The organism is Butyricimonas sp. RTP31003st1_G1_RTP31003_210430 (assembly GCF_040920905.1).
GTDB classification, from domain to species: Bacteria; Bacteroidota; Bacteroidia; order Bacteroidales; family Marinifilaceae; genus Butyricimonas; species Butyricimonas paravirosa.
The window spans coordinates 17,405-35,492 of the sequence record NZ_JBCOSQ010000040.1 but is presented as its reverse complement, the minus strand read 5'-3'; the positions used below and the strand labels follow the sequence as shown (position 1 = coordinate 35,492).

13 protein-coding genes and 1 tRNA gene are annotated in these 18,088 nt (G+C 44.5%); 6 read left to right on the top strand and 8 right to left on the bottom strand.

Annotation, left to right across the window (positions count from 1 at the left end; translation table 11 throughout):
• Positions 1-90: 90 nt before the first annotated feature.
• Both AB5542_RS13090 and AB5542_RS13085 read left to right on the top strand, forming a co-directional pair.
• Positions 91-999: a DUF5996 family protein gene (locus tag AB5542_RS13090; RefSeq protein WP_279038510.1), complete on the top strand. Its 909-nt coding sequence runs from the start codon at positions 91-93 to the stop codon at positions 997-999.
• Positions 1,000-1,350: 351 nt separating this feature from the next.
• A complete protein-coding gene (locus tag AB5542_RS13085) occupies positions 1,351-1,644 on the top strand; it encodes a hypothetical protein (RefSeq protein WP_087420174.1) in 294 nt (97 codons plus the stop codon).
• A gap of 253 nt (positions 1,645-1,897) precedes the next feature.
• Here the strand turns inward: AB5542_RS13085 and lpxA are convergent, their stop codons facing one another.
• The 4 genes from lpxA to AB5542_RS13065 are packed head-to-tail and all read right to left on the bottom strand — an operon-like array spanning position 1,898 to position 8,482.
• Positions 1,898-2,677, bottom strand: coding sequence for an acyl-ACP--UDP-N-acetylglucosamine O-acyltransferase (lpxA, locus tag AB5542_RS13080; protein WP_279038511.1), 780 nt, complete (start codon positions 2,675-2,677; stop codon positions 1,898-1,900).
• Between the two features lie 19 nt (positions 2,678-2,696).
• A complete protein-coding gene (locus AB5542_RS13075; RefSeq protein ID WP_087420176.1) occupies positions 2,697-4,079 on the bottom strand; it encodes a TolC family protein in 1,383 nt (460 codons plus the stop codon).
• 6 nt (positions 4,080-4,085) lie between these two features.
• Positions 4,086-7,259 (bottom strand): efflux RND transporter permease subunit, encoded by a 3,174-nt coding sequence (locus tag AB5542_RS13070; RefSeq protein WP_118302453.1) that lies wholly within the window; start codon positions 7,257-7,259, stop codon positions 4,086-4,088.
• A gap of 47 nt (positions 7,260-7,306) precedes the next feature.
• Positions 7,307-8,482, bottom strand: a complete 1,176-nt coding sequence (locus tag AB5542_RS13065) for an efflux RND transporter periplasmic adaptor subunit (protein ID WP_195666796.1) — start codon at positions 8,480-8,482, stop codon at positions 7,307-7,309.
• A 205-nt stretch (positions 8,483-8,687) separates the two neighbouring features.
• Here AB5542_RS13065 and AB5542_RS13060 point away from each other — a divergent pair, with 205 nt between their 5' ends.
• The 3 genes from AB5542_RS13060 to AB5542_RS13050 all read left to right on the top strand — a co-directional run bounded on the left by AB5542_RS13060 (position 8,688) and on the right by AB5542_RS13050 (position 10,869).
• Positions 8,688-9,254 (top strand): Crp/Fnr family transcriptional regulator, encoded by a 567-nt coding sequence (locus AB5542_RS13060; RefSeq protein WP_087420179.1) that lies wholly within the window; start codon positions 8,688-8,690, stop codon positions 9,252-9,254.
• Positions 9,255-9,400: 146 nt separating this feature from the next.
• On the top strand, positions 9,401-10,324 hold the full coding sequence (locus AB5542_RS13055; RefSeq protein ID WP_279038512.1) for an EamA family transporter: 924 nt from the start codon (positions 9,401-9,403) through the stop codon (positions 10,322-10,324).
• Positions 10,325-10,341: 17 nt separating this feature from the next.
• Positions 10,342-10,869 carry a GNAT family N-acetyltransferase gene (locus AB5542_RS13050; protein WP_279038513.1) on the top strand — a complete coding sequence of 176 codons (528 nt, stop codon included), beginning with the start codon at positions 10,342-10,344 and terminating at the stop codon, positions 10,867-10,869.
• A gap of 269 nt (positions 10,870-11,138) precedes the next feature.
• Here AB5542_RS13050 and AB5542_RS13045 read toward each other — a convergent pair.
• The 4 genes from AB5542_RS13045 to AB5542_RS13030 all read right to left on the bottom strand — a co-directional run bounded on the left by AB5542_RS13045 (position 11,139) and on the right by AB5542_RS13030 (position 16,592).
• Positions 11,139-11,211 (bottom strand) — tRNA-Met (locus tag AB5542_RS13045).
• A 169-nt stretch (positions 11,212-11,380) separates the two neighbouring features.
• Entirely contained in the window at positions 11,381-13,411 is a 2,031-nt protein-coding gene (locus AB5542_RS13040; protein ID WP_410518807.1) for a transketolase family protein, read from the bottom strand.
• An 80-nt stretch (positions 13,412-13,491) separates the two neighbouring features.
• A complete protein-coding gene (locus tag AB5542_RS13035; protein ID WP_279038514.1) occupies positions 13,492-13,959 on the bottom strand; it encodes a CYTH domain-containing protein in 468 nt (155 codons plus the stop codon).
• 83 nt (positions 13,960-14,042) lie between these two features.
• On the bottom strand, positions 14,043-16,592 hold the full coding sequence (locus AB5542_RS13030; RefSeq protein WP_279038515.1) for a prolyl oligopeptidase family serine peptidase: 2,550 nt from the start codon (positions 16,590-16,592) through the stop codon (positions 14,043-14,045).
• A 279-nt stretch (positions 16,593-16,871) separates the two neighbouring features.
• Here AB5542_RS13030 and AB5542_RS13025 point away from each other — a divergent pair, with 279 nt between their 5' ends.
• Positions 16,872-18,038, top strand: a complete 1,167-nt coding sequence (locus tag AB5542_RS13025) for a FecR family protein (RefSeq protein ID WP_279038516.1) — start codon at positions 16,872-16,874, stop codon at positions 18,036-18,038.
• The last annotated feature ends 50 nt before the right edge of the window (positions 18,039-18,088 follow it).

The following is an 18,088-nucleotide window of genomic DNA, read 5'->3' as shown; positions in this document are numbered from 1 at the left end:
AACTTTAAAGTAACTAGACGGTGGAAAAGTAGAACCTTTTTAACTCCTTGGCCGTTAAAGAAAAAAGATAACGAAATAAAAAATAATAAGATGAACAAGAAATTTTTAAATTATACGGATTGGCAAGGAACTGCCGACACGCTGCATATGTACCTTCAGATGTTGGGTAAAGTGAAATTGATGCGTTGTCATCAACGTCCCGAGTGGGCTCACGTGCGTCTTTACTTGACGGTGGAAGGGGTATCCACGGGAATTATACCCGGTGATGATTCTCCTTTCGAGATTCAGGCAAATTTTATGAAACATTTGGTCATTTTCCGTAACGGAAACGGGAAAGTGGTTACGTTTACTTTACAGGACGGGCTTTCCGTGATGGAATTCTACAAACAGTTCATGAGGGGACTGGAAGAGATCGGTTCCCCGACAGCGATCAATGTCCGTGCGCAGGAGTTCTACGATCCGATTGATTTTGACAAGGACACTAAACATCATCATTACGATAAGGAGGCCGTACAACTTTGGCATCAGAACCATCTTTTTGCACATGAGGCATTACGGGGATTCCTTTCCGGTTTCCGGGGAAAAGTGGATGGACCGGCTTATTATTTCGGTACGATGGACCTCACTGGAATTGTGTATAGTGGTGAATCGGCTCCGTTTGGCATGAATAAACCGATTTCAGATCATGCTTTTGATGAACGTTATTTCGAGTGCGGTTTCTGGCCGGGAGACGTAAATTATCCTCGTCCTGCTTTCTACGGGTTGCCTTATCCTTTCATAAGTGATATAAAAGGTAATGATCATTTGATTCGTCCCGCGATGGCAATATTCAAGCCCGAGAAAAAAGAGTTTTTTCTGACACTGGAAGATGCTTTGGCTTATGATGACCCGTTTGATGCCGTACATCAATTCCTGCAATCCAGTTTTGATATCATGCAGAAAGTACGTCCGTGGCAACATCTGGACTGGATCACGACTCCATTGACTTACACGAAATAGACGGGAGTTCCCAAAATTAGAACTGTCCAAAAAGTCATTTTTCAAACTCCCTCCCGGCTTCGCCGTACTCCCTCTATAAACAGAGGGAGAGTTGAAATACTCCCTGTCTTCGGGATAAGTTACCAGCTCCTCCTCTGTTTATAGAGGAGGTGGCACGAAGTGACGGAGGAGTTTTTTGAAATAAAATGACTTTTTGGACAGCTCCTGTCCCTAGCGAGCGCCTTATCTACGGCCAATAGTCATAATGTATATCGGGTTTTAATTATGAAGCGATATTTATAAAATAATTGGTTTTTATAATTATTTTTCATATATTTATAGTACGATATTACTAACTAAATTATGAACGTCATGGGAGGCGAAGGACACGTATTTGATATGATTCGACGCACGAAACAGAATCGAAAAATGCTTCAGGAGCGTCGTGACCGGATGAAAGATCTCGTTGAGAAAATGAACGAGAAACCTTTATCGGGGTATCCGAACAAGTTGGCGGAAGGGGAAATGGAACAAATCGAAAGAGACATAAAATCGAGAGAACATGACGAAAAGGTGTATTACACCCGTTTCATGTTTGCTTTTCTGGGAATTTTGCTATTAGTTATGCTCGTGGCATGGGGAATGTGGAGAATGCTGGGAGCGTGAAAGTATTGGACGAGATACACTATAAAGCTTGTTGTACTTGTGATTCGCTAGTAAGTATTCGATAACTATTCGATAAGTGTTCGATAAGTATTCGACACGTGTCGTCAATTTATTCCTGATTTATCCTTGATATTCATTCATGATACCGACGAGAGAGTACAGGGACACTGATGGCATAAGGGGTAAATGAATTCGGGGCTGTTCAATGTGAATTGGCAGCCCCGAATCGTTATTTGCTAGAAAAGTGTTAGTGTCACATGGTTGTACCGATCAGTCCTTTCGTGGATTGTTCTATGAAATCAATAATGCGTTGAATTTCCGGTCCGACAGTAATGGTCTCCTTGATTCTCAGTAGGGCGTTTTCAACGCTTGTCCCACATTGATATACTTGGCGGTAGGCTTTGGCTATGTCATCAATGATTTCTTCCGTGAGTTTCTGCTCTTTACGCAGAATGTAAGCGTTGATCCCGTAGTAAGCGATCGGGTTATGGGCGGCAACGATGTAAGGGGGAACGTCCTTGTTGGTCCGGCATCCATCCTTCACCAGGGCCCAAGTCCCAATGCGGCATCCATGTTTCACGATTACGCCACCACCTAAGATTGCGTAGTCGTCGATAATACAATTCCCGGCTGTCTTGGCTGCATTTCCCAGCACGCAGTTGTTACCGAGATGGGTGTCGTGTGCCAGATGCACGCTTTCCAGCAGGAAATTCCCGTCACCGACAATCGTGCAATCCGTCGTGTTAGTTCCCCGGTTAATAATAACCTTCTCCCGGATCGTGTTGTTATTCCCGATTTTTAAAAGGGTATCTTCCCCCTTGAACTTGAAATCTTGCGGGGTCGCCCCGATAATGGCTCCCTGGTAGACCGTGTTGTTCGTTCCCATGCGGGTACCGCTCAGGATACTGGCGTACGGCATGATCGTGCAGTTATCACCGATCTCGACGTTCTTGTCGATATAGGCGAAAGGATGGATAGTAACATCCTTTCCTATTTTTGCATCGGGATTAACGTAAGCTAGTGGACTTATCATGATAATTTGTATTTAAAGGTTATTCGGTTCGTCCACCACCCAGGGCATGATACAGGTTAACAACGGCTTGTATGCGTTGGAACTCGTCGGATATTCCGGAGAGTTGTGCGCTAAGCAAGGACTGTTGTGCCGTGAGCACTTCCAGGTAAGTGGATGTTCCTAAAGTTAGTAATTCTTGCGTGTATTCCACGGATTTTTCTAAAGAAAATATCTGCTTTTCACGTTGTTCGATTTTATCTTGTGCCGTTTGGTACTGCACCAACGCGTTGCTAACTTCACTTCCCGCATTTAATATAGCCTGTTCGAAACTAATCAAGGCCTCTTCTTGTTGTGCCTTGGCAACTCTTAAACGGGCGGTGAGGGCTCCCCGGTTGAAGATCGGTTGTGTCAGTGATCCCACGGCAGAGGCAATCATCTTACCCGGGTTCGTGATGTATGAGCCGGAACTGTTCGTCCATCCGAGTGTTCCGCTGATCGAGATTTGCGGGTAGAATGCCGAACGGGCTTGATTCGTGTTGTAAAACGTGCTGGCCAATGCCATTTCGGCGGATTTCACGTCCGGACGATTCGATAGCAATTGAACAGGTATACCTACATTCAGCAGGGTAGGGAGGGATTGGTCTTCCAGTTTTCCCCGTTCGATACGTTGCGGGGCTTGTTTCAATAACAGGGAAAGTGAGTTTTCTGCTTCCCGGATGCTTTTTTTCAAGTCGGGAATGGAGGCGGCAATCATGTAGCTGTTAGCCTCACTTTGCGCGATAGCGGCCTCGTTTACCATCCCGGCCTCTTTCATCGCTTTCATGGTTTCCACGCTTTTTTGCCATAATACGGCTGTCTCTTCCGTGATGGCCAGTTGCTTGTCCAGCATGAGCAGCGTGTAGTAGGTGTTGGCAATAGTCGAGATGACTTGTGTCTGAACGGCTTGCTTGTATGCCTCGCTTTGTAATAAGGTCGCTTTTGCTCCGCGTTTGGCATTTGTTAATTTGCCGAACAGGTCAAGTTCCCAACTAGAGACTACCGGGAGCGAGTAAATCTGCGTGGCGGCGCCCTTGTCAAAACTACTTACTGTTCCCTGGGGAGATAATCCCAGGGAAGGTAGGTATGCCAAGCGGGAGGACATTAACCCTGCCTCTGCCTCTTTCACTTTCAAGATGGCAGTTTGCAGGTCACTGTTTTGTTCCAGTCCCTGACGAATTAATTTCTGTAATTGGGGGTCCGTGAATACCTCTTCCCAGGGTAAATTACCCATATTCGTGGTATCCGATACCAGCGTGTCATTTACAGAAACCGGGTCCCGGTACAGGCCTTCCACATCCACGTCCGGACGGTTGTATTTCTTGTAAATGTTACAGCTGCTTAACAGGGCGCCCATGCATATCGTGTATATAACAACTTGTTTCATCTTTCTTTATTTTGTGTATTGTTCTATTTCAGATTCAAGTTCCGTGTTATCCGTGTCATGCCATTCGATCGGTTTAATCTTCTCTTGCAGATACTGGAATGCAACGAACATGGCAGGTACCGTGAAAATCTGGCAAATCATACCGATTAACATACCGCCAATTGCACCGGAGCCTAACGTGCTGTTACCGTTTGCACCAACACCGCTAGCGAACATCATCGGTAACAAACCGATAACCATGGCCAGTGAGGTCATCAAAATCGGACGGAGACGGGCAGAAGCTCCTAGCACGGCAGCGGAAACGATGCTCATTCCGGATTGACGTCTTTCGAGAGCAAACTCGGTGATCAGGATGGCGTTTTTCGCCAACAGACCGATCAACATGATCAATGCAATCTGCATGTAGATGTTGTTTTCGACACCCATAAATTGTGCAAATATGAAACTACCCATTAATCCGAAAGGTACGGAAAGAATAACACCCAAAGGTAGGATGTAACTCTCGTACTGGGCACTCAGCAGCAGGTACACGAACACGAGACAAAGTACGAATATTAATGCGGTGGTGTTTCCACTGGAACTTTGTTCCTCACGGGTCATACCCGAGAATTCGTATCCGTATCCGGTAGGTAACGTTTCGGCGGCCACTTCCTCGATGGCTTTGATGGCTTGCCCGGAGCTGTACCCGTCGGCAGGAGAACCGTTCACGCTAATGGCTGTAAACATATTGAAACGCTTGATATTATCCGGACCGTATACTTTACGTAAGGTGACGAATTGGGTGATTGGTGCCATTTCATTCCCGTTTCTGACCATAATTTGATTTAAGGTTTCCGGATTTGCACGGAAATTGGCATCCGCCTGAATCATGACACGGTACAATTTTCCGAAACGGTTAAAGTTAGAGGCGTACAGACCACCGTAATATCCCTGCAATGCAGAAAGTAACACGCTGGGGGATAACCCGGCTTCTTTACACTTGGCCACGTCAATGTCTACCATGTATTGTGGATAATTCGGGTTGAATGAGGTTCGTGCTGCGGCAATTTCCGGACGAGCATTTAACTTTTCCAGGAAGTTCTGGGTTATATTGAAAAATTCGTTCAAATCACCACCTGTTTTATCCTGAAGATTGAATTCGAATCCGTTCGTCAAGCTATATCCCGGAATCATCGGAGGTGCGAACAAAAGAACACGGGCATCCTTGATCAATCCTTGGGTTTGCATGTATAATTGTCCGATCACGCTGTTTACATCCTGTCCCTTACTTCGTTCATCCCACGGTTTCAGACGACAGATGAATGTACCGTAAGAGCTACCTTGCCCGGCAATGAAACTATACCCGGCAATTTCTGTACGGTCGGAAACGGCCGGATTGCTGGCAATCAAGCTGTCCACTTGTGCCAAGGCGGCTTCCGTGGTTTCCAACGATGTGGCAGGTGGAAGGTCCACGATCACGAAGAAAGTTCCCGTATCCTCGTTGGGTACTAACCCGGTCGGGGTTTTCTGCATCAGGAATACAAGGACTACCATGCTGGCAATGACCGTGATAAATGTGGTCACCTTGTGATTGATGAAGAAACTAACTCCTTTTTTGTATTTGTTTAACGTTACGTCATAAGCGGCATTGAAGGCGGCATGGAACCGGTTGATAAGTCCTTTTTTCTTGTGATCCTCACCTTTGTCATGCGGTTTTAGGAAAATAGCACATAATGCGGGACTTAGTGTCAAGGCATTGATGGCAGATAGACCGATGGAAACAGCCATTGTTAAACCGAATTGGCGGTAGAAAGTACCGGAAGTACCGGTGATGAAACTTACGGGGATGAACACGGCCATCATCACGAGGGTGATGGACACGATAGCACCGGAAATTTCATTCATGGCGTCAATGGAGGCTTTAAGCGGGGATTTATATCCCTGATCTAGTTTCGCATGGACGGCCTCGACCACGATAATGGCATCATCGACCACGATCGCGATAGCCAGAACGAGGGCGCAAAGTGTCAACAAGTTCATGCTGAACCCGATCAGGTAAAGCACGAAGAAGGTACCAATCAATGCAACCGGAATCGCGATGGCAGGAATTAACGTGGACCGGAAGTCTTGCAGGAAGATAAATACAACCAAGAACACGAGGATAAATGCCTCGATCAATGTCTTCAGTACTTCATGAATAGATGCATACAAGAAGTCATTGGCACTTAGCAGTATGCTATACTCAACACCGGGAGGGAAGTCCTTGGAAACATCTTCCAGTAATGCCTCGATGTCTTTAATGATTTGCGTGGCGTTGGAGCCTGCGGTCTGGAAGATCATACTGGTAACTCCGGGATGACCGTTCGCGTTATTCGAGTAGCCGTAGCTTAATCCTCCCAGTTCGATGCGGGCAACATCTTTCAATCGTAGGATTTCCCCGTCGGAAGTGGCCCGGATGATTATATCCTCGAACTCTTCTGTCGTCTGGAGACGTCCTTTGTATTTCATGATATACTGGAACGATTGATCGCCACTTTCCCCAAACTGTCCGGGAGCAGCCTCGATGTTTTGTTCTGCCAGGGCTGCCGTAATATCAGAAGGCATTAACTTGTATTGTGCCATCACGTCAGGTTTTAACCAGATACGCATGGAATAATCGGCACCGAACGCCATCACGTCGCCCACTCCGGGAACACGCTGGATTTGCGGAATCAAGTTAATCTTCATATAGTTTTGAAGGAACGTTTGGTCAAACCGGTCATCCGTGCTGTAAACGGTGAAACCTAACAACATACTGGTTTGGCGTTTACTAGTGATCACACCTACTTGAGTCACCTCGGCAGGTAGGAATCCTTGAGCTTTGGCCACGCGGTTTTGCACGTTAACCGCAGCCATGTCCGGGTCTGTTCCTTGTTTAAAATATACCTCGATAGAGGCCTCTCCCGTGTTGGTAGCGGTAGAAGTCATGTACATCATGTTTTCCACACCATTGATTTGCTCTTCCAACGGGGCAATCACACTGTTTAGCACCGTTTCTGCGTTTGCCCCGGTGTAAGACGTGCTAACCCGAACAGTAGGAGGTGCGATATCTGGGTATTGTGTGACGGGGATGGAAATCAACCCCAAGATACCCAAGATCACGACGATGATGGAAATCACCGTGGAGAGAACGGGACGTTTAATAAAATTATCTAATTTCATAATCTCAATTCATTCAAAGTAGTTTGTTTATGTTCTTCCATTCCCGCTTACCGGGCAATTGCCTGTTGGCGTTTTGCTGCCGATTCAGCCGGGGTGATCGGTTTAATGGACATCCCGTCTCTCACGGATGTACCTACGCCTTCAACCACGATACGGTCCCCGATGTTTAACCCGGAAGTAACAACATAGTTTTTGCCGTCGTTAATGGGTAATATGGTAATTTCTCTGGTTTTCACAACAGCACTGTCCGTCACAATGAAAGCGAACTTTTTATCCTGAATTTCCGAGGTTGCCTTTTGAGGGATGATGATTGCGTTGTCTGATTCCTCCGGCAACAGGATTACTCCCGATCCACCGCTACGCAAGATCCCGTTCGGATTGGGGAAGGTGGCACGCACGCTGGCAGAACCCGTCGTTTGATCAATTACCCCGCTTAACGTTTCAATTTTTCCTTTCTCGGAATAGATTGATCCGTCAACCAATTGTAATTCCACTGCCGGCATTTGGTTTAATACTCCTTGGGTAGCTCCATTGCTTTGACGGGTTAGTTTGAGAAGATCTTTCTCGTTCATGGAGAAATAAACGAACATCTTGGAATTGTCTGATACCGTGGTTAAAGGCGTTGTCATGCTGGGGCTAACGAGACTACCGACACGATAAGGAATTTTCCCGATAACTCCATCCGCGGGGCTGGAGACTTGCGTGTAGGACAGATTCTTCTCCGCATTGATTAATTGTGCCTCGGCTTGGGCTAAATTAGCCTTCTGTTGTGCTAATGTGTTCTCTGCCGTTTGTAATTCGTACTGGCTGATTATGTTTTTCTGCGCCAGCATTTTTTTATTCTCGGCGGTGAGCGCCGCTGTTGCAACTCCTGCTTCCGCAACCTTAACAGCAGCACGGGCCACGTTCACGGCTTCCTCGTATTGTACGGGGTCAATAACAAATAGCGTTTGACCTTTCTTTACGACCGAACCCTCATCCACGCATAACTTCGTGATGAATCCACTCACGTTTGGACGTATCTCAACGTCCTGACATCCCTTGATTGTTGCCGGGTAAGAATTATTCAACTTTGATACGCTAGGCTCAATTGTGATGACCGCATATTCAGGAACTCCCGCTTGATGTCCAGCCTGTTTGTTTCCACAGGCAAAAAGTGTAGTCCCTAACATAATTACAATCAATCTTTGAGACAAAATAATCATTGACTTTCTAATTTTCATATGCTAGATTTTAATTAATTGTATTCGTGTATAACTTTAAAAACACCCTATAACAGGCGACACAGTGTCGAATAGACAAAAGGTATACCAAAATTGTAAATAGAAATGTAGATTTTATTTCTTTTATAGAAAAATTATATATGTGAGCAGTTAATTTTAAGTTTCTGCTCAATTTTACATTATCTTTGCCGAAAAGGTTTGGATCATGGAGGTTTTTATCAGGAAAATAAGGGAAGCTTACCCGTTATCGGATGAAACCGTTCGTTTATTGCTCGGTCACACGGAAAGAGTTGTTCTTCCTAAAGGTGAATTATTGATGCGGGAAGGAACGGTTGCAAAATATACTTATTTTGTAATAAAAGGATTTGCCCGGGGATTTTTCCATAAGGAGGATAAGGATATTACGATCTGGTTTGCCTCCGAGGGTATGTCCCTTTTGTCAATGAACGGGTATATGTTTTCAACTGCCGGGTATGAGAACGTGGAGTTACTGGAAGAATGTGACCTGTTGAAAATATCAAACGAAACATTAAATCGTTTATTTGATTCCAATATTGAACTGGCGAATTGGGGACGACGGATGTCTGACGGAATTATATTGAAATTCGAGAAATTATTCATGGAACGTTATTTCATGTCTGCCTCGGAACGCTATCATTTATTGGTTGAACGGGAACCGGAGATTCTAAAGAAGGTTCCGCTTCGTCATATCGCATCATTTCTGGGAATTTCTCAAGTGTCATTAAGTAGGATCAGGGCAGGAATTCAGTAATTTTAGATTTTAAATTCTAACTGCACAAATCCAATGTTTCTTAATTTTATCATGTTTTGACTTGATACTATTTTTTACATATGTAAATTGAAAAGTCGGGAATTTTACAGACCTTTGGGGCCGTTAATTTAAAAGCAGAAAATAAAATGCGGCAGTTGAAAGGTGTACTATTAGCGATGATTTCATCATCCACGTTCGGGTTGATTCCATTGTTTGCCCTTCCGGCAATGCAAGAGGGGGTGGGATTGGACTCCGTATTATTTTATCGTTTTGCCATTTCCGCAGTGGTCGTGGGCGCCTATTTGCTTTTACGGCGTGTGGACCTTCGGATAACTTTAAAGGAGTTTGGAACGATGTTCCTGTTAGGAGGAGCGTATGCCTCTACTTCACTTTTTCTGACAGCATCTTACCTGTACATTCCTAGCGGGGTGGCCACAACGATTCATTTTCTTTATCCGGTGTTGGTTACCGCTATCATGATTGCTTTTTTCAAAGATAAAATATCACTCTCGGTAATCATTGCCACGGTTCTGGCTATTCTGGGAGTCTATTTATTAAGTAGTGGTGAAGGGGAAGGAGTGACGAGTTGGAAAGGACTTTTCATGGTATTGTCGACCGTGGTGACTTATGCCATATATATCGTTGGGGTAAATAAATCCTGTATACAGCACATGGATGGATTAAAAATGACCTTTTATATGTTGTTCTGTTGTACAATCATCTTTGGAGCCAACATCCTGTTAAAAGGGCAGGGATTGGATATGATGCCGAATGCGAATGCCGTGGTGCATATCTTTTTGCTGTCTTTAATCCCAACCCTTGTGTCCGATTTAACGTTAATATTGGCAATACAGCACGTGGGGTCAACCACGGCCGCTATTATGGGATGTATGGAACCCTTGACGGCAGTAAGTATGGGAGTTTTGTTTTTGGGAGAACGTTTCGGGTTGGGGCAGATACTGGGAGTTGCTATCGTGCTGGTAGCCGTGTTCATCGTGATCCTGTCCAGTCATCCGGGACATTTTTCTATGAAACGTTTGATCCCGTCATTTATAAGAATAAGAAAATAAAATTAAAGATTCGTGTTATGGTAAATTTGATTAGAATAACGGAGCCGACAGATATTCGTTTACAAAAACTTATCCCACTCTATAAGGAGGCTTTCCCGGAGGAGGAGAGGCGAAATATCAAGCAATTGGAATGGTTGATACGGGAAAAAACGGAGATGCATTTTAATGCCATAGAGACGGATGGTATTTTGGCCGGTTTGTTTATCTACTGGGATATGCGGGATTTTTATTACCTTGAACATTTAGCCGTTTTTACCCCAATGCGTAATCTGAAAGTCGGGCAACAGGTGTTGGATTATATTGCGGAACATTTAGACGGTATGCGATTGTTGGAAGTGGAACCGACCACGGATGAGATGACCACTCGCCGGGTGAATTACTATCGTCGTAACGGGTATGAGATTCTCGACAAGACGTATATGCAGCCTTCTTACGATGAAGACATTGAAGTCGGTAATCTTTGGATTATGGGTAACCGGAAATCCGATCGTTTACAGGAGTTCATAGAGCGGATAAAACAGGTGGCTTATAGAGAAAATCGATAATAAGGAAACTTTCTTTAGGCGTGCTACTTATTTAATGATAACCTACACTTTTGCTAAAGTTGAACTATCCTTTCCTTTGATCATGAACATGGCATGAACACATCAAGTACATAGCATGAACATTGGTATATGTATATGCTATATTAGTGTCGTGTCTGTATTCCCTTGGTGTTTTAGTGTAAGGATAGAGAAGGGGTGGCTGAAAATTAAGTTTGCTATAAGGGGGAAGAGGAAAAAAGATAAGGATCGATTTCTCGATCCTTATTTTGTAGCGGGAGCCTGACTCGAACAGACGACCTTTGGGTTATGAGCCCAACGAGCTACCAACTGCTCCATCCCGCAATATCAGTCAAAACATCTTCTGTTTTGCGTCGGCAAAGATAGTACATATTTATCGTGTATGCAAGTATTTCCTTCTTTTTTTAGAATAAATAAAATTAGTTGTCACGAAAGGAAAGAAAAACGGGAGCAACCATCGTTACTCCCGTTTGATATTTAGCATGTTAGAAAATTACTTTCCTAACATTTCACATACTTCGTTGAATACACATTCTCCGGTGAATCCAAATTTCTCATCCAATACTTTGGCAGGGGCTGAGTATCCGAAATGGTTTACACCATGAATACGACCATTGCAACCAACCAAACCTTCCAAAGTAACGGATAAACCTGCTGTCAGTCCGTATTTCGGTTTGTTAGCCGGGATAACTTGTTCTTGGTATGCTTGTGGCTGGTGACGGAACAAACCTTCAGAGATCACAGATACGATCTGTGCGGTGATTCCTTTCCGTTCCTGAAGAAGTTTGGCTCCTTCCACCAAAGTAGAAACTTCAGAACCGGAAGCAACTAGCACGACATCCGGGTTCTCTCCGGTTTCGCATACCACGTAAGCACCTTTTTCTGCTTGTAAAGCCTCGTCATAACGATCTGTTCCCGGAAGATCCGTGATGTTTTGTCTGGACAGGATCAAAGCGGTAGGGGTGGAGGTATTTTCCATAGCCATTTTCCAGGCAACGGAAGTCTCGGCTGCATCGGCAGGACGCAAAGCCAACAAACTCATCTTTCCGGAATGATTCTCTAATTTCTCCATCAAACGCAATTGGGCTTCATGCTCAATCGGTTGGTGAGTCGGTCCGTCTTCTCCCACGCGGAAGGCATCGTGAGACCAAACGTATTTCACCGGAACTTCCATTAACGCTGCCAAACGTACGGCAGGTTTCATGTAGTCGGAGAACACGAAGAAGGTTCCGCAAGCCACGAAGATACCCCCGTGGAGAGCAATACCATTACAGATTACAGCCATGGTCAACTCTGCAACTCCGGCTTGGAAGAATGCCCCGCTGAAATCTCCTTTCACGAGGTTGCGGGCTCCACCTTTGATAAATCCGTCGGTCTTGTCAGAATTACTCAAGTCGGCAGAAGAAACGATCATGTTCTCTACCTGTTGAGCCAAGGCTACCAGCACGTCAGCCGAGGCGGCACGTGTGGCAATGTTTGCTTTATGTTGAATTGCTTTATAGTCAATTTCGGGAGCTTTACCGGATAAGAATTTGTGCAGTTTGGCTGCTAATTCCGGGTTTACTTTTTCCCAAGCTGCCTGCTCTGCTTTCTTAGCTTTGGCGTAAGCCCGTTTTTCATCAAGTACTTTAGCGTAGAACTCGGCTACTTCCGGGAAGATCGTGAACGGGTTTTGCGGATCGCCACCCAAGTTTTCAATCGTCTTTTCGATAGAAGCCCCGGCCCCGGTTAAGGGTTGTCCGTGAGTGGAAACCTTGTCGGAGAAATCTTCCCCGTTAGCACCCATGGCCCCTTTACCCATCAAGGTTTTACCGATAATCAATGTCGGACGTTCTTTTTCGGCATTGGCGGCTTGTAATGCTTTGATGATCTCGTCAGCGTTGTTCCCGTTGATCGTGATCACGTTCCAGCCCCAAGCCTGATATTTGGCCGCGGTATCTTCGTGAGTTACTTCATTTACACGGGTAGATAGCTGCACTTCGTTTGCATCATAGAACATGATCAGGTTGGATAATCCCAGTGTTCCGGCAATACGTCCGGCTCCTTGTGAAATCTCTTCCTGTATGCCACCGTCAGAGATAAAAGCGTATGTTTTGTGAGCCATCCATTCTCCGAAACGAGCTACCAGAAAACGCTCTGCAATAGCAGCTCCGACAGCCATGGCATGACCTTGACCGAGAGGACCGGAGGTGTTTTCCACGCCTCGTTTGAAGTCCACTTCCGGGTGTCCGGGGGTTACACTTCCCCATTGACGGAAGTTTTTCAAGTCTTCCATGCTATACGTGCCGATCAGGCTCAACATAGAATACAACATCGGGGACATATGTCCGGGGTCAAGGAAGAAACGGTCCCGGTTTGCCCATGTCATATCATCCGGATCGAAATTCAAGAATTGAGAATACAACACGTTAATGTAATCAGCGCCACCCATTGCACCTCCCGGATGCCCTGATTTGGCTTTTTCAACCATAGAAGCTGAAAGGATGCGGATGTTGTCCGCTGCTCGATTAAGGATCTTATCCATGCCTATATTTTTTTGATGAAAATTTTAAATTTTCGGCAAAGGTATGCTTTTCTGTCGGGAAATCAAAGTATCTAAAAACTTTACCACTTCGTGTACGGATGTTTTGTCAACATGGCGTTATAATACCGGTCATCCCCGGTCACCTCTTTATCAAGCCATGCGGGTTTTATGAAATTCTCGTTTTCTGTCTTTAATTCGATTTCTGCCATGATCAGACCTTCATTTTCCCCGTGAAATTCATCCACTTCGAAGGTGTGTTCCCCGGCTTTTACAAGATAACGGGTTTTGTCGATAACACCGGGTTCGCAGAGTTGTAATAACTCTTCCGCCTCGTTTAAAGGTATTTCTTTTTCCCATTCGTAACGACTGATGCCGGAATGATTCCCTTTTCCCTTGATCGTGAGGAATCCCTGTTCTCCTTTAATTCGTATCCGAACGGTACGTTCCGGCACGGAAGAGAGATACCCCTGCGTGATACGGGTCGATTTGAATACTTCCGGTTTGAATTTCCCTTTCACTAAGAATTTACGTTCAATTTCCTGTGCCATTTTTTTAATTTAGAATTTAGAATTTAGGATGTAGAATTTAGATGCATTCAATTTTAAATTCTACATCCTAAATTTTAAATTATTTACAGGTTCTTGTCCTTGTACATATTTTCCCACCAAGCGGGTTCACCTTTCAAGTATTTGGCAAAATAAGCCATGATGGTGTTACCCCAGATGATTCGTTGGTTGTAATCCACGACGGCATGATCGGCATTCTTGATTAATACGAGTTCCACGTCTTTGCCCAAGAGTTTCAGCGCGGTGTAGAACTGGATACTTTCACCCGTGGGTACGTTTACATCGGCCGTACCGTGCAATAAAAGCATGGGGGTTTTTACCTTGTCCGCATTGAATAGCGGGCTTTGATCCACGTAGATGTCCTTTCGATTCCACGGGAATGCATGAGCCGATGCGTTCGTGCTGTAACTATATCCCCAGTAGCCTTCACCCCAGTAACTGGAAATGGAGGAAATTCCGGCATGTGAAATGGCACAAGCGAAGATGTCCGTGCGGGTTTGCAGGTACATGGTTGTGAATCCACCGTAAGAGGCTCCCATGCATCCGACACGTTGTGCATCCACGAAAGGATGTGCTTTCAAGAATGATTTCGTGCAGGCAATGATTTCGTCTGCCGTGATTTTACCCCAGTTGTTTTGATGACGGGCTGAAAATTCTTGTCCGAACCCGGTTGCACCAGAGGGTTGCATTACATATACAACATATCCATTCGCAGCGTATAGATTGAATGGCCATCTTCCTCCGAAAGTCCTTTCTACCGGGGTTGTTCCCCCGTAGTAATACACGATCATCGGGTATTTTTTCTTGGGATCGAAATTTGCCGGAAGATAATAGCGTCCGTCTATCGTGGTTCCTTTCTTGTAATTGTAGTCCCAGTCTTTTACTTGTCCGAATTCTATATTTTTGTATTGTTCACCTTGCGGATCGGCCCATTCTTGTGCATTGAGGGTTGCCAAGTCCAAGGTATAGACCCGCGTCGGGTAACTCTCGTCTGAGGCAGTGTAGATCCCGGTATTCCCGTTTTGAGCCAAACTGATCTTTTGTACGAGATCACCCGGACATTCTATTCTCGCGATTTTCCCGTCTTTCCCATACCGGAATAAGTAAACGTAATCGGTATCCCCGGCCACGATATAGATATTCCCGTCGGTGTGCCAGATGTAGTTGGAGACAGCGGGATTGAAATCTTTTGTAATCGGAGTTACTTCTTTGGAATTTAAGTCATAAATGTATAGCTGCGTGTCGTATCCGTTCACGATCTGTCCTTTAGCAATCTTTACCCCGATTTGTCCGAAAGCGTCAGCCGCTCCGGCAATTAATAATTTTGAATCATCGGGAGAAAAGACACATTGAATGTCAACCAGACGGTCTTTCCAGAGCGTGTCAAGTTGATTCGTGCGGGCATTTAACAGGTAGACAGATTGTTTCCGGTACGGGTATTCGTTATAATCCGGTCGTCCGGTGCTGATTAAAATTTGGTTACCATCGTGACTGATGTCCATGATAGAAGTCGTTTGGTTTCCCCAAGTTAAGCGAGTATGTATGCCCGTTGCCAAATCATATTTGCATAGGAAATACCGATTGCGATAATAAGCCTGTCGATCTTCGATCCCGTCGAGTTTGCGGAGTTCCCATTCTTTCGGGGTGTAATTTTCATTTTTATAGTAAATAAGATAACTTCGGTCCGGTGACCACGAGAAAGAACTGATCGTCTGATCGTCCCGGAACAGGCGTTCCAGTTTTTGTTGCTCAATGTCGTAGGTGTATAGGGAGTTTCCCGTTCCTTCTTTTATCAGGTAAGACAACTTGTCTTCTCCGGGTATCCAAGTCAAGTTACTGACATTGTTGCCGTAGAACGTGTACACGATTTCTTTGTCGGCAATTCTGTACACGTTCGTCATGGAACTGCTTTTACCTTTTATAATCTCACCTTCTGTCATGATCAGGTATTTTCCGCTGGGAGAAACTTGAATTCCTCCGATCCTGGGACCGTTAAGCACATCCAGTATATTTTTCCCGCGTTTGGGGGATAAGGTAAATTCCACCGGGGCATCCTTGAAATCGGGATCTGCAATAAATTGAGCTGAAAATAGTTTGTCGCTTTCTTTCGTTTGCAAGCTTTTCACGATGATGGAATGTTTTCCCGGAACCCATTGCAGGGTACATTCTTGGTTTACGGCTTCGGTTCCCTTGTGGCTGGTGTACGTGATTTTTTTCACTCCATCCACGTAAACTTCGGCATTCCCGTAAAATGAAAATTGCAGTTTCCCGCTCATCCATTGCGTGTTTTCCGCGTAAACGGCATACAATCCAATTGCCGGAACGGTACTTTTATTTTGGGAGATAACAATGTTATCATTCACGGTTGCAGTTTCCCAAGTCAGAGAGTGATATTGTAGTTCTTGTTCGCCCACGGCAGGGGTTAGGTTTTCGATATTAAACGTGGAAAGAGTTAGTAAATCCGCTTGGGAAAATGTTTTGTTTTCCACGTTTTTCATGTCCCCGAAAGCCGGAAACTCTACCGGGACGGGAGGTAATCCCATCCATTCCCTGACTGTCTGCCCGTGTAACTGCATGGTACAGATCAGCATGAATAAAAATAATAGTTTTCTCATTTTATTGTGTTTTGATCATTTGAATTCTCTTTCGCAAAAATATGGATTATATTTTAACTTGTAACCCCGTTGATTGCATCTTTTGGAGCGTTATAAATATCTTTCTTGTAAATCAATGATTTATAAATAGATGCTCTTGTATCAGTTCTACATCTATTGCCAGAAAACGAAGATGCTAACTTGCAAATACAGAGATGATAATAAAAAAGTGAGAAAAAAAGTGATTTTTTTATTACACCAAACGCACCCCAAATCGCTTTAGTATAAAAGCCAAAAAAGATGTTAAGCAAAGAAGAACATATAGCCCGGTTGATTTTCCTGCATGTACAGGGAATGACGGACAATGCGCAGGAGAAAGAACTGAACGAATGGAGATCGGTTTCCCCGAGGCATGAAGAACTTTTTCAACGAATGTTGTCAAGCGAACACGTGGAAAAAAGTATTTCCCGTTTCGTGAAAACGGAAGAAGAGGAGGAGAGAGGATGGCGGCAACTCCAACAGAAAGCACGATCCGGTCGTTCTGTTCGGAAGATAAAATGGTTCCCGTATGCGGCTGCTATTGTGTTAATATTAAGCGTGGGAGGTGTTTTTTATTTTTCCGGGGATAAAGAACAAACCGAAATTCTTCCGATAGCTAAGAATGAGGTGCAAGTTCCCGGTTCCCGGGCCGTTTTGATTTTACCCGATGGGCGTAAAGTTGATCTGGAAAACGAGGTGTTACGTTCTGATCTGGCTCAGAGTGACAGTTTATTATTGGTTAGCGCCAGATCTTTAAAATACAGGGATATTGATTCTCCCGACACGACGGAAATTTTTCACACGTTGGAGATTCCTCGGGGTGGAGAATATTTACTTACCCTGTCGGATGGTACGATGATCTATTTAAATTCGGAATCAACGTTAAGCTTCCCCGTGAAATTTCAGGGTAAGGAGCGTAAGGTGTATTTAACCGGTGAAGCCTATTTTAAAGTGGCGAAAAATACGGAACATCCTTTTGTAGTGACAGCCGGAGAATTGGAAGTGCTGGTTACCGGAACTACTTTCGGTGTTCGGGCATATAAAGACGAAAAGGATATACAAACCACGTTGGAAAGTGGTCAAGTAACGGTAAGGGTGGAAGGTAAAAGTGTGAAGCTTGTTCCGAATAAACAAGTGTTGTTTAATAAATCAACGATGGGGTTGGAAGTTCGGGACGTGGATGTCGATTTGTACTTGGCATGGGCGGACGGACGTTTGGTGTATGATAATTGTCCGTTGGAAAAAATCCTGACCGACTTGGGACGATGGTATAACATTGATGTATTCTATAGTCGGGATGAATTGCGTTCATACCAATTCTCTTTGAACATGAAAAAACACGAAGAATTTACTCAAGTATTAGAATTAATTGGTAAAACCGGAGAAGTACAATTTGAAATAAAAGATAACACGGTTATTGTAAAATAAAAAGTAGCGCTGCTAACACTACTTTTCGTATTTCACTCCCTGTTGGCACA

Excerpts from the sequence above, each read along its gene's own strand:
- AB5542_RS13090 (WP_279038510.1), top strand. The coding sequence starts at position 91 with ATGAACAAGAAATTTTTAAATTATACGGATTGGCAAGGAACTGCCGAC.
- AB5542_RS13085 (WP_087420174.1), top strand. The coding sequence starts at position 1,351 with ATGGGAGGCGAAGGACACGTATTTGATATGATTCGACGCACGAAACAG.
- lpxA (WP_279038511.1), bottom strand. The coding sequence starts at position 2,677 with ATGATAAGTCCACTAGCTTACGTTAATCCCGATGCAAAAATAGGAAAG.
- AB5542_RS13075 (WP_087420176.1), bottom strand. The coding sequence starts at position 4,079 with ATGAAACAAGTTGTTATATACACGATATGCATGGGCGCCCTGTTAAGC.
- AB5542_RS13070 (WP_118302453.1), bottom strand. The coding sequence starts at position 7,259 with ATGAAATTAGATAATTTTATTAAACGTCCCGTTCTCTCCACGGTGATT.
- AB5542_RS13065 (WP_195666796.1), bottom strand. The coding sequence starts at position 8,482 with ATGAAAATTAGAAAGTCAATGATTATTTTGTCTCAAAGATTGATTGTA.
- AB5542_RS13060 (WP_087420179.1), top strand. The coding sequence starts at position 8,688 with ATGGAGGTTTTTATCAGGAAAATAAGGGAAGCTTACCCGTTATCGGAT.
- AB5542_RS13055 (WP_279038512.1), top strand. The coding sequence starts at position 9,401 with ATGCGGCAGTTGAAAGGTGTACTATTAGCGATGATTTCATCATCCACG.
- AB5542_RS13050 (WP_279038513.1), top strand. The coding sequence starts at position 10,342 with ATGGTAAATTTGATTAGAATAACGGAGCCGACAGATATTCGTTTACAA.
- AB5542_RS13040 (WP_410518807.1), bottom strand. The coding sequence starts at position 13,411 with ATGGATAAGATCCTTAATCGAGCAGCGGACAACATCCGCATCCTTTCA.
- AB5542_RS13035 (WP_279038514.1), bottom strand. The coding sequence starts at position 13,959 with ATGGCACAGGAAATTGAACGTAAATTCTTAGTGAAAGGGAAATTCAAA.
- AB5542_RS13030 (WP_279038515.1), bottom strand. The coding sequence starts at position 16,592 with ATGAGAAAACTATTATTTTTATTCATGCTGATCTGTACCATGCAGTTA.
- AB5542_RS13025 (WP_279038516.1), top strand. The coding sequence starts at position 16,872 with ATGTTAAGCAAAGAAGAACATATAGCCCGGTTGATTTTCCTGCATGTA.